Origin of the sequence: Pseudomonas glycinae, assembly GCF_001594225.2 — a bacterium.
GTDB lineage: Bacteria > Pseudomonadota > Gammaproteobacteria > Pseudomonadales > Pseudomonadaceae > Aquipseudomonas > Aquipseudomonas glycinae.
This window is the reverse complement of record NZ_CP014205.2, coordinates 5,235,105-5,249,405: the sequence shown is the minus strand read 5'-3', so window position 1 is coordinate 5,249,405 and position 14,301 is coordinate 5,235,105. Positions and strand designations below refer to the sequence as shown.

The 14,301-nt window shown below is 61.9% G+C and carries 1 pseudogene; it reads left to right on the top strand.

From position 1 onward, the window contains the following. Positions 1 to 184: 184 nt before the first annotated feature. Positions 185 to 14,158, top strand: a pseudogene (locus AWU82_RS24010) (immunoglobulin-like domain-containing protein); the annotation flags it as partial. Between the last annotated feature and the right edge of the window lie 143 nt (positions 14,159 to 14,301).

Genomic DNA, 14,301 nt, shown 5'->3' with positions numbered 1-14,301 from the left:
GAATCCAACGCAGCCGTGATCGTGAGTCGCTGGCACTGGTGCTACCACCGGTACCGGCAACATGCTTCGTGATGCTCGATGCGACAGCTGGTTATATCGACCCGACCATTGATTGACCTGACCGTCACCGGCATCAACGGCGGCAACGGCATCACCGTGACTCCGCAGAACATCACCGGCCACGACCCAGATCACCGACACCATCGACAACACCATGCGCGAATCGACCCTGACGCCTCAGCGCCAAGCCGTGCATCACCGAAGCCGGTCACGTTCTCCTGTACACCGCCACCCTGACAAACCCGCCGCTGACCGACCGTGACCATCACCCTGTCCAACGGCGCGATCATCATCATTCCGCGCCGGTTACACCACCGGCACCGTCAACGTGCCCATCGCGCCGTATGACACTGTGTATAATGTATCCGATACGAAGTTAGTACGTGATCGCTCACCGGCTCCATCACGCCGCCAATGGTATTGACCAGCATCTTGTTGACCATGCCCCGCAACGACCCAGGTCACCGAGCATCCAGCTGACACCATCTTCCAGCACCTTGACGGTCGGCCTAAGCCTGATTCAGGCGGTCAGATCACCTACACCGCCACGCTGACCAACCCGGCGCAGACGCCGGTGACCGTCACGCTGTCCAACGGCTCGACCATCACCATCGGCGCCGGCCAGACCACCGGCACCGTCAACGTGCCGACCGCGCCGAATGACGTCTATAACAATGGCAGCACCGTCACCACCACCATCACGGGTGCCACGGGCGGCAACTTCGAAAACCTGGTGCCGAACCCGACACCGGCCGTCACCAACATTGTCGATTCGGTCGACACCACCAATCTGACCCTGACCGCCACCGGCACCGTGGTCGAAGGTGGCCAGATCACCTACACCGCCACGCTGACCAACCCGGCGCAGACCCCGGTGACCGTCACCCTGTCGAACGGCTCGACCATCACCATCGGCGCCGGCCAGACCACCGGCAGCGTCAACGTGCCGACCGCGCCGAATGACGTCTACAACAACGGCGGCACCGTCAGCACCACGATTACCGGTGCTACCGGCGGCAATTTCGAGAACCTGGTGCCGAACACGACGCCAGCGACCACCACCATCACCGACTCGATCGACACCACCAATCTGTCGCTGAGCGCTACCGGTTCCGTGGCCGAAGGTGGTTCGATCGTTTATACCGCGACCCTGACCAACCCGGCCGGCACCCCGGTGACCGTGACGTTGAGCAACGGCTCCGTCATCACCATCGAAGCTGGCAAAACCACTGGCACCGTGACCGTTCCGGCACCAGCCGATGACGTCTACAAAGACGCCGGCAAAGTCGAAGTCACCATCAAGGACGCCACCGGCGGCAACTTCGAGAACCTGGTGCCAAGCACTGTTCCCGCTGTCACCGAAGTGACTGACACCATCGACACGTCGACGGTCAAACTGACGGCTGATACTTCGGTTGCAGAAGGCGGCACCGTTACTTATACCGCTACCGTTGGCGCGCCAGTGACCGGTTCGCCTGTCACAGTTACCCTGTCCAACGGTCAGTCGATCACCATCGAAGTGGGCAAAACCACCGGCACCGTGACCACCACCGCGCCGAACGACGCATTGGCTGGCAACGCACCGCTGACCAACTCGATCACCGGCGTTTCCGGCGGTAATTACGAAAATCTGGTGGCCGATGAGACCCCGGTTTCGACCACGGTTACCGACGTTGCCGACACCACCAACCTGACCCTGAGCGCCACTGGCACCGTCGCCGAGGGTGGTTCGATTGTTTACACCGCGACCCTGACCAACCCTGCCGGCACCCCGGTGACCGTAACGTTGAGCAACGGCTCTGTCATCACCATCGAAGCGGGCAAAACCACCGGCACCGTGACCGTTCCGGCGCCAGCCGATGACGTCTACAAAGACGCCGGCAAAGTCGAAGTGACCATCAAGGACGCCACCGGCGGCAACTTCGAGAACCTGGTGCCGAGCACCGTTCCAGCCGTCACCGAAGTGACCGACACCATCGATACGTCGACCGTCAAACTGACGGCTGATACTTCGGTCGCCGAAGGCGGCACCGTGACCTATACCGCCACGGTTGGCGCACCGGTCACAGGCTCGCCAGTGACTGTCACTTTGGCCAACGGTCAATCGATCACCATCGAAGTCGGCAAAACCACCGGCACCGTCACCACGACTGCACCAAACGATGTGCTGAACGGACAGGCGCCGCTGACCAACTCGATCACGGGTGTTACCGGCGGCAACTACGAAAACCTCGTGGCCGACAAAACCCCGGTTTCCACCACCGTTACCGATACCGTCGACACCACCAACTTGACCCTGAGCGCCACTGGCACCGTCGCCGAGGGTGGTTCGATTGTTTACACCGCGACCCTGACTAATCCTGCCGGCACCCCGGTGACCGTGACGTTGAGCAACGGCTCCGTCATCACGATTGAAGCAGGTAAAACCACTGGCACCGTGACCGTTCCAGCCCCGGCCGATGACGTCTACAAGGATGCCGGCAAAGTCGAAGTGACCATCAAGGATGCGTCCGGTGGCAACTTCGAGAACCTGGTGCCAAGCACCGTTCCGGCGGTGACTGAAGTCACCGACACCATCGACACCACCAACCTGTCGTTGACCGCGACTGGCTCAGTGGCCGAAGGCGGTTCGATTGTTTATACCGCAACCCTGACCAACCCGGCCGGCACGCCGGTGACCGTAACCTTGAGCAATGGCTCGGTCATCACCATCGAAGCGGGCAAAACCACCGGCACCGTGACCGTTCCAGCCCCGGCCGATGACGTCTACAAGGATGCCGGCAAAGTCGAAGTGACCATCAAGGATGCGTCCGGTGGCAACTTCGAGAACCTTGTTCCAAGCACTGTCCCTGCCGTGACGGAAGTCACCGATACCATCGACACCTCGACCGTCAGACTGACGGCTGACACCTCGGTGGCCGAAGGCGGCACTGTCACTTACACCGCGACTGTTGGCGCGCCAGTGACTGGATCGCCTGTGACCGTAACCCTGTCCAACGGTCAGTCGATCACCATCGAAGTGGGCAAAACCACTGGCACCGTGACCACCACCGCGCCGAACGATGCGTTGACCGGCAATGCACCACTGACCAACGCAATCACCGGCGTTTCCGGCGGTAATTACGAAAATCTGGTGGCCGACAAGACTCCGGTTTCGACCACGGTTACCGACGTTGCCGACACCACCAACCTGACCCTGAGCGCCACTAGCACCGTCGCCGAGGGTGGTTCGATCGTTTACACCGCGACGCTGAGCAATCCTGCGGGTACGCCGGTGAGCGTGACGTTGAGCAACGGCTCCGTCATCACGATTGAAGCGGGTAAAACCACTGGCACCGTGACCGTTCCAGCACCTGCCGATGACGTTTACAAAGATGCCGGCAAAGTCGAAGTGACCATCAAGGATGCGTCCGGCGGCAACTTCGAAAATCTCGTTCCAAGCACCGTTCCGGCGGTGACTGAAGTCACCGACACCATCGACACCACCAACCTGTCGCTGACCGCGACTGGCTCAGTGGCCGAAGGCGGTTCGATTGTTTATACCGCAACCCTGACCAATCCTGCCGGCACCCCGGTGACCGTAACCTTGAGCAATGGCTCGGTCATCACCATCGACGCTGGTAAAACCACCGGCACCGTGACCGTTCCGGCGCCGGCCGATGACGTCTACAAAGACGCAGGCAAGGTTGAAGTCACGATCAAGGACGCGTCCGGTGGCAACTTTGAGAACCTGGTGCCAAGCACTGTTCCCGCTGTCACCGAAGTCACTGACACCATCGACACCACCACGGTGAAACTCACTGCGACCGAATCGGCGGCTGAGGGTGGCACTGTCACTTATACCGCTACCGTTGGCGCGCCAGTGACCGGCTCGCCTGTCACCGTAACCCTGTCCAACGGTCAGTCGATCACCATCGAAGTGGGCAAAACCACTGGCACCGTGACCACCACCGCGCCGAACGACGCACTCAACGGTCACGAACCGCTGATCAACTCGATCACCGGCGTTTCCGGCGGTAATTACGAAAATCTGGTGGCCGACAAGACTCCGGTTTCGACCACGGTTACCGACGTTGCCGACACCACCAACCTGACCCTGAGCGCCACTGGCACCGTCGCCGAGGGTGGTTCGATTGTTTACACCGCGACCCTGACCAATCCTGCCGGCACCCCGGTGACCGTAACCTTGAGCAATGGCTCGGTCATCACCATCGACGCTGGTAAAACCACCGGCACCGTGACCGTTCCAGCCCCGGCCGATGACGTCTACAAGGATGCCGGCAAAGTCGAAGTGACCATCAAGGATGCGTCCGGTGGCAACTTCGAGAACCTGGTGCCAAGCACCGTTCCGGCCGTCACCGAAGTCACCGACACCATCGATACCACCACGGTAAAACTCACTGCGACCGAATCGGCAGCTGAAGGTGACACTGTCACTTATACCGCTACCGTTGGCGCGCCAGTGACCGGTTCGCCTGTCACCGTGACCCTGGCCAACGGTCAGTCGATCACCATCGAAGTGGGCAAAACCACTGGCACCGTGACCACCACCGCGCCGAACGATGCGTTGACCGGCAATGCGCCACTGACTAACTCGATCACTGGTGTGAGCGGCGGCAATTACGAGAACCTCGTTGCCGACAAGACCCCGGTTTCGACTACGGTCACCGACACCGTCGACACCACCAACCTGTCGTTGACTGCGACCGGTACCGTGGCCGAGGGTGGTTCGATTGTTTACACCGCGACCCTGACCAACCCGGCGGGCACGCCGGTCACCGTGACGCTGTCGAACGGTGCCGTAATCACCATCGAAGCCGGTAAGACCACCGGCACCGTGAGCGTTCCAGCCCCCGCCGATGACGTTTATAAAGACGCGGGCAAGGTCGAAGTCACCATCAAGGATGCAACCGGCGGCAACTTCGAGAACCTGGTGCCAAGCACTGTTCCAGCTGTTACCGAAGTCACTGATACCATCGACACCACTACGGTCAAACTGACCGCGACCGAGTCGGCGGCTGAAGGCGGTACCGTCACTTACACCGCGACTGTCGGCGCTCCGGTAACCGGATCGCCTGTGACCGTAACCCTGTCCAACGGTCAGTCGATCACCATCGAAGTCGGCAAAACCACCGGCACCGTGACCACTACCGCGCCGAACGACGCACTCAACGGTCACGAACCGCTGATCAACTCGATCACCGGCGTGAGCGGCGGCAACTACGAAAATCTGGTGGCCGACAAGACCCCGGTCAGCACCACCGTGACCGACACCGTCGACACCACCAACCTGACTCTGAGCGCGACGCCGGAAGTCAACGAAGGTGGCCAGATCACCTACACCGCGACCCTGACCAACGCTGCCGGCACTCCGGTGACCGTAACGTTGAGCAACGGCGCCGTGATCACCATCGAGGCCGGTAAAACCTCCGGCACCGTGACCGTCGATGCACCAAAAGACGACGTCTACAAGGACGCCGGCAAAGTCGAGGCGACCATTTCGACCGCTACCGGCGGTGGGTTCGAGAACCTAGTGCCGAGCACTGTTCCGGCCGTGACCAACGTCACCGACACCATCCACACCACCACGGTGAAACTCACCGCGACTGAGTCGGCGGCTGAAGGCGGCACCGTTACTTACACCGCTACCGTCGGTGCGCCTGTCACCGGTTCGCCTGTGACCGTGACCCTGGCCAATGGTCAGTCGATCACCATCGAAGTCGGCAAAACCACTGGCACCGTCACCACCACTGCGCCAAACGATGCGCTCAACGGTCATGCGCCACTGACCAACTCGATCTCCGGCGTGAGCGGCGGTAACTACGAGAGTCTGGTGGCCGACAAGACGCCGGTCAGCACCACCGTGACCGACACCGTCGACACCACCAACCTGACCCTGAGCGCAACTGGCTCGGTAGCCGAGGGTGGTTCGATCGTTTACACCGCGACCCTGACCAATCCGGCCGGCACTCCGGTGACCGTGACCTTGTCGAACGGCGCCGTGATCACCATCGAGGCCGGCAAAACCACCGGCACCGTGACCGTCGACGCACCGAAAGACGACGTCTACAAAGATGCGGGCAAAGTCGAAGCAACCATTTCGACCGCCACCGGTGGCAACTTCGAGAACCTGGTTCCGAGCACCGTTCCAGCCGTAACAGAAGTCACCGACACCATCGACACGACGACCGTGAAGCTGACCGCTTCCGAAACGGCCGCTGAAGGTGGCACCGTTACTTACACTGCCACCGTTGGTGCTCCTGTGACTGGCTCGCCGGTCACCGTGACCCTGGCCAATGGTCAATCGATCACCATCGAGGTGGGCAAGACCACTGGCACCGTCACCACCACTGCGCCAAACGATGCGCTCAACGGTCATGCGCCACTGACCAACGCGATCACCGGCGTGAGCGGCGGTAACTACGAAAATCTCGTCGCTGACAAAACGCCGGTCAGCACCACCGTGACCGACACCGTCGACACCACCAATCTGTCGCTGACCGCGACCGACAGCGTGGCCGAAGGCGGCTCGATCGTTTACACCGCTACCCTGACCAACCCGGCTGGCACCCCGCTGACCGTGACCCTGTCGAACGGCGCCGTGATCACCATCGAGGCCGGTAAAACTACCGGCACGGTGACCGTTCCAGCACCTACCGATGACGTTTACAAAGATGCCGGCCAAGTCGAAGTCACCATCAAGGATGCAACCGGTGGCAACTTCGAGAACCTCGTTCCGAGCACCGTTCCAGCCGTAACAGAAGTCACCGACACCATCGACACCACCACGGTCAAACTGACCGCGACCGAGTCGGCGACTGAAGGCGGGAACGTTACGTACACCGCGACCGTGGGTGCACCTGTCACCGGCTCGCCAGTGACCGTCACCCTGTCGAACGGCCAGACCATCACCATCGAAGTGGGCAAAACCACTGGCACCGTGACCACCACCGCGCCGAACGATGCGCTGACCGGTCATGCTCCGCTGACCAACGCGATCACCAACGTGAGCGGTGGCAACTACGAAAATCTGGTCGCCGACAAAACTCCGGTCAGCACCACTGTGACCGACACCATCGACACCACCAACCTGTCGCTCAGCGCGACCGGCACCGTGGCTGAGGGTGGCCAGATCACCTATACCGCGACCCTGACCAACGCCGCTGGCTCGCCAGTGACCGTGACCTTGTCGAACGGCGCCGTGATCACCATCGAGGCCGGCAAAACCACCGGCACCGTGACCGTCGACGCACCGAAAGACGACGTCTACAAAGATGCGGGCAAAGTCGAAGCAACCATTTCGACCGCCACCGGTGGCAACTTCGAAAATCTGGTGCCGAGCACCGTTCCGGCCGTGACCGAAGTCACCGACACCATCGACACCACTACGGTGAAACTCACCGCCACCGAGTCGGCGGCTGAAGGCGGCACCGTTACTTACACCGCGACCGTGGGCGCACCTGTGACCGGTTCGCCCGTCACCGTGACGCTGTCCAACGGTCAGTCGATCACCATCGAAGTGGGCAAGACCACTGGCACCGTGACCACCACTGCGCCAAACGATGCGTTGAACGGCCACACGCCGCTGACCAACGCGATCACTGGCGTGAGCGGCGGTAACTACGAAAACCTCGTAGCTGACAAAACCCCGGTTTCGACCACCGTCACCGACACCGTCGACACCACCAATCTGTCGCTCAGCGCGACCGGCACCGTGGCCGAAGGCGGCTCGATCGTTTACACCGCTACCCTGACCAACCCGGCCGGCACCCCGCTGACCGTGACCCTGTCGAACGGCGCTGTCATCACCATCGAAGCTGGCAAAACCACCGGCACCGTGACCGTCGACGCACCGAAAGACGACGTCTACAAAGACGCCGGCAAAGTCGAAGCGACCATTTCGACCGCCACCGGTGGCAACTTCGAGAACCTGGTCCCGAGCACTGTTCCTGCCGTGACCCAGGTCACCGATACCATCGACACTACCACGGTGAAACTCACCGCCACCGAGTCGGCGGCTGAAGGCGGCACTGTCACTTACACCGCCACCGTGGGCGCTCCTGTGACTGGCTCGCCAGTGACCGTGAACCTGTCGAATGGCCAGAGCATCACCATCGAAGTGGGTAAAACCACCGGCACCGTGACGACCACGGCGCCTAACGATGCACTCAACGGCCACACGCCGCTGACCAACGCCATCACCAACGTGACGGGCGGCAACTACGAAAATCTGGTGGCCGACAAGACGCCGGTCAGCACTACCGTCACCGACACCGTCGACACCACCAACCTGTCGCTCAGCGCGACCGGCACCGTGGCCGAAGGTGGCTCGATCACTTACACCGCAACCCTGACCAACGCCGCTGGTTCGCCAGTGACCGTAACCTTGTCGAACGGCGCCGTGATCACCATCGAAGCCGGCAAAACCACCGGCACCGTGACCGTTCCTGCGCCAGCCGATGACGTCTACAAGGACGCCGGCAACGTGCAGGCCACGATCACCAATGCCACCGGTGGCAACTTCGAAAATCTGGTCCCGAGCACTGTTCCTGCCGTGACCCAGGTCACCGATACCATCGACACCACCACGGTGAAACTCACCGCCACCGAGTCGGCGGCTGAAGGCGGCACTGTCACTTACACCGCCACCGTGGGCGCTCCTGTGACTGGCTCGCCAGTGACCGTGAACCTGTCGAACGGCCAGAGCATTACCATCGAAGTCGGCAAGACCACCGGCACCGTGACCACCACCGCGCCTAACGACGTGCTGACCGGTCATGCACCGCTGACCAACGCCATCACCGGCGTGAGCGGTGGTAACTACGAAAATCTGGTGGCTGATAAAACCCCGGTTTCGACAACCGTCACCGACACGGTCGACACCACCAACCTGTCTCTGAGCGCTACCAACTCGGTCGCCGAGGGTGGCTCGATCACATACACCGCCACACTGACCAATGCCGCTGGCTCGCCAGTGACCGTGACCTTGTCGAACGGCGCCGTGATCACCATCGAGGCCGGTAAAACCACAGGCACCGTGACCGTTCCTGCTCCAGCCGACGACGTCTACAAGGACGCCGGCAACGTGCAGGCCACGATCACCAACGCCACGGGCGGCAATTTCGAAAACCTGGTGACCAGCACCACGCCAGCAGTGACCAGCGTTACTGACACCATCGACACCACCACCGTGAAGCTGACCGCAACCGCAACAGCGGCCGAGGGTGGCACCGTCACTTACACCGCTACCGTGGGTGCGCCGGTGACTGGCTCGCCGGTAACCGTGAATCTGGCCAACGGTCAGTCAATCACCATCGAAGTCGGCAAGACCACGGGCACCGTGACCACCACCGCGCCGAACGATGCGCTCAGCGGCCATGCGCCGCTGACCAACGCGATCACTGGCGTTACTGGCGGCAACTACGAAAACCTCGTGGCCGACAAGACACCGGTCAGCACCACCGTCACCGACACCATTGACATCACCAACCTGACGCTCAGCGCGACCGGCACCGTGGCCGAAGGTGGTTCGATCATCTACACCGCAACCCTGACCAACGCCGCTGGCTCGCCAGTGACCGTGACCCTGTCGAACGGCGCCGTGATCACCATCGAAGCCGGTAAAACCAGCGGCACCGTGACCGTTCCTGCGCCAGCCGACGACGTCTACAAGGACGCCGGCACTGTTCAGGCAACAATCAAGTCGGCCACCGGTGGCAACTTCGAAAACCTGGTGACCAGCAACACACCGGCCGTGACCAACGTCACTGACACCATCGACACCACCACCGTGAAGCTGACCGCGACCGCAACAGCGGCCGAGGGTGGCAACGTTGTCTACACCGCCACTGTCGGTGCGCCGGTGACTGGCTCGCCAGTGACCGTGACTCTGTCGAACGGTCAGTCGATCACCATCGAAGTCGGCAAAACCACCGGCACCGTGACCACTACCGCGCCGAACGACGCGTTGACCGGCCACGCTCCGCTGACCAACGCCATCACCAACGTCAGCGGCGGCAACTACGAAAACCTCGTGGCCGACAAGACACCGGTCAGCACCACCGTCACCGACACCATCGACACCACCAACCTGTCCTTGAGCGCCACCAACTCGGTCGCCGAAGGTGGCTCGATCACTTACACCGCAACCCTGACCAACGCCGCAGGCTCGCCAGTGACCGTGACCCTGAGCAACGGTTCGGTGATCACCATCGAAGCGGGCAAGACCACCGGCACCGTGACCGTTCCTGCGCCAGCTGACGACGTCTACAAAGACGCCGGCAACGTGCAGGCCACGATCACCAATGCCACGGGCGGCAATTTCGAAAACCTGGTGACCAGCAACACACCAGCCGTGACCAGCGTCACCGATACCATCGACACCACCACCGTCAGCATCACCGGCAGCACCTCGGTGACCGAAGGTCAGACCGCAACCTACACCGTCAGCCTGACCAACCCGGCGCAAACCGAAGTCACCCTGAAAATCGTCTACAGCGGCACCGCCGCCGACGGTTCGGACTTCACCGGGGTGTACACAGTGAAGATCCCGGCAGGTGCCAGCAGCGCGCAGTTCAACGTTGCGACCATCGATGACAAGATCACCGAAGGCACCGAGAACTTCGTGGTCAAGATCGATTCGGCCACCGGCGGCAACTTCGAGAACCTGGCAGTCAGCAGCACCAATGGCAGCGTCAGCACCTCGATCATCGACAACGATGCGCCACCGGTCATCGACCTCGACGCCAACAACTCCAGCGGTGCAACGGGGGCCGACTACAAGGTGACCTTCACCGAGAACACCCCGGGCGCGGGCGTGTCGATTGCCGACACCGACATCAAGATCACCGACCCGGACAGCACCATGCTGACCGGCGCCACCGTCGTGCTGACCAACCGTCAGGACGGCGATGCGCTGAATCTGGGCAACAGTGTCAACGGCATCACCATCAACGCCAACAGCACCAACGGCACCGTCACCCTGACCCTGTCGGGCAACGCGACGCTGGCCGATTACATGCAGGCCATCAAGAACATCAGCTTCACCAACAGCAGTGAAGACCCGAGCACCGTGCCACGGATCATTACCGTGACCGTGACCGATGGCGGCAACTACTCCAACACCGCGACCACCACGGTCAACGTGGTGGCGGTCAACGATGCGCCGGTCGCTGCACCGGTCAACGTCACCGGCACTGAAGACACCCCGCTGATCCTCGGCTGGTCGACCTTCGGCGTCAGCGATGTCGACAGCCCGGCCAGCAGCCTGGGCGTGAAAATCACCCAGCTGCCGGGCGAAGGCAAACTGCAGTATCTGGACGGCTCGACCTGGAAAGACGTCGCCAACAACCAGACTTTCAGCAAGGCCGATATCGACGCCGGCAAGCTGCGCTTCCTGCCGGATGCCAACGAGTCGGGTGTGAACGGTTACGGTGGCAATGGCGTTGGTAACAATCAGGCCGACTACGCGCAGATCAAATTCCAGCCAACCGACGGCCAGTTGCTGGGCAACACTGGCACCATCAAGATCGACATCACGCCGGTGGCGGATGCACCGACCCTGTCGGTGGCCGACAACAGCGTGAAGTCCACCGGGCTGATCAAGGAAGTCTGGACCGGTCTGTCGGGCCTGGGCACTGATGGCAGCGGCGCCAACTCGACCACCCTGAAAAACGTGATCGACGGCGCAGGCAAGCCGAACACCAGCGGTACCGTGAACAACGTGCAGTCCGACGGCAGCGTGACCGCCGGCACCGCGTCGAAAACCTCGGGCCTGATCTATCTGGAAGCCGGCAAGACCTACACCTTCAGCGGCACCGGTGATGACAGCCTGCTGGTGACCATCGGTGGCAAGAACGTGGCGTCCACGACGTGGGGCGCGGGCGGCAACCTCAACGGTTCGTTCACCCCGACCACCAGCGGCTACTACACCCTGGACATCTACCACCACAACCAGAGCGGCCCGGGCAGCTACGACGTCAACCTGTCGGTCAACGGCAGCACGCCGATCGACCTGAGCAGTGCCGGCGTGCCGATCTACACCGGCGTGCAGGATCTGGTGAATGCCGGCGTGACCGTCTCCGATCTGCACGGCAGCAACGGCGAAGGCTATTACGACGGCTACAAGCTCAACACCGGCGCCGAAGGCACCACGGTGAAACTGTCGTCGATCAGCACCGCGCTGACCGACACCGACGGCTCGGAAACCCTGAGCATCAAGATCAGCGGCGCACCGGTCGGTTCGGTGCTCAGCGATGGCGCAGGCCACAGCTTCACCGTGACCGCCACCAGCGGCGACGCCAACGTCACCGGCTGGAACCTCGGCACCCTGACCGTGACCCCGCCGACCTACTACAACGGCCAGTTCAACCTGACCGTGACCTCGACCTCAACCGAACAGGTTGGCGGCTCGGCCAGCACCACTGCAACCATCCCGGTCACCGTGGTGCCAGCGGTGTACAACGCGGTGGTCGCCACTTCGGCTGACGACACCGTCACCGGCACCGACGGCAACGACATCATCGTCGCCGACATCGGCGGCCTGACCGTGGTGCCGGGCACCAACTACAACATCGCGTTCATGGTCGACAGCTCGGGCAGCATGAGCGCCTCGTCGATCAACGCCGCCAAGGACTCGCTGACGTCGGTGTTCAACACCCTCAAGCAGAGCCTGGGCGGCAGCAACTCGGGGACGGTGAACATCTTCCTGGTGGACTTCGATACCCAGGTCAACAAGTCCGTATCGGTGAACCTCAACGACCCGAACGCACTGACCTTGCTCAAGGCCGTGCTGGACTCGATGTCGTCCGGTGGTGGCACCAACTACGAGGACGTGTTCAAGACCACCGCCAACTGGTTCCAGAGTGCCGAGGCCGTGGCCAACACCGGGGCGAAGAACCTCACGTACTTCATCACCGACGGCCAGCCGACCTACTACCAGAGCAACGAGTCGACCAACCCGACGCTCTACGGCAACAAAACCCTCGATAGCCTGATCACCACCAGCAACTATCAGTTGGGCAAAGCTGTCAGCCTCTACCCGGACAGCTCGCACCAGATCGACATCAGTGCCTCGGGCTACGTGACGGTCTGGACCAAGTCCGGCGGCAACTGGTCGTACCAGAACTTCGGCACCTTGCACGCCCAGGGTGACGGTACTTACGAGTTCTCGAGCCTGGCGGGCAACGGCAGCAGCACCACGACGACGACCACCGATAACGCCAGCAGCGGTTTCGCCTTGCTCAACGGTTTGTCGAACGTTGAAGCCATCGGCATCAACAGCGGTGTCAGCCTCAACGACCTGAAACCGTACGATTCGGACAAGACGCCACAGACCAACATCGATCCGAAGGACCTGGCCAACTCGATCATCGGTCACACCGAAGCGACGATGCCGGGCAACGACACCGTCAGCGGTGGCGACGGCAACGACATCCTGTTCGGCGACCTGGTGAGCTTCAACGGCATTGCCGGCGAGGGTTATCAGGCAATGCAGGCGTTCGTGGCCAAGGAAACCGGGGTCGACGTCAGCAAAGTCACCACCAGCAACGTGCACCAGTACATCACCGAGCACTATCAGGCGTTCGATGTGTCCGGTGCCCACGACGGCAACGACACGCTGCTGGGCGGCGCGGGCAATGACATCCTGTTCGGCTCGGGCGGCAACGACCTGCTCGACGGCGGCAAGGGCAATGACATCCTGCTCGGCGGCACGGGCAACGACACGCTGATCGGCGGTCAGGGCAACGACATCCTGATCGGTGGTTCCGGTGCGGACACCTTCGTCTGGAAGGCGGGCGACACCGGCAACGACGTGATCAAGGACTTCAAGGCCAGCGAAGGCGACCGCATCGACCTGCGCGACCTGTTGCAAGGCGAGACCGGCAGCACCATCGACAACTTCCTGAAGATCACCACGGTCGACGGCGTGTCGTCGCTGCAAGTCAGCTCTGGCGGCAAGTTCAACTCGGGCGATGCCGCGGCCGCGACACCGGACGTGACGATCAAACTGGAAGGCAACAACTGGTCGAGTGCCAACATTCACAACCTGATTGCCGGCAGCGATCCGACCATCAAGGTCGACCACAACAACAGCTGATGCGTGAACAACGGCCGCCCCACCGGGGCGGCCGTCACGTTTGCGGCACTTGAACCGGTGACGATTGCGTCGGCGCACCGCATACTCGCGTGCAGTTGGCTATGCTGCTGACAGCATGACGCTGGTCCATTTCCGAGGGATGC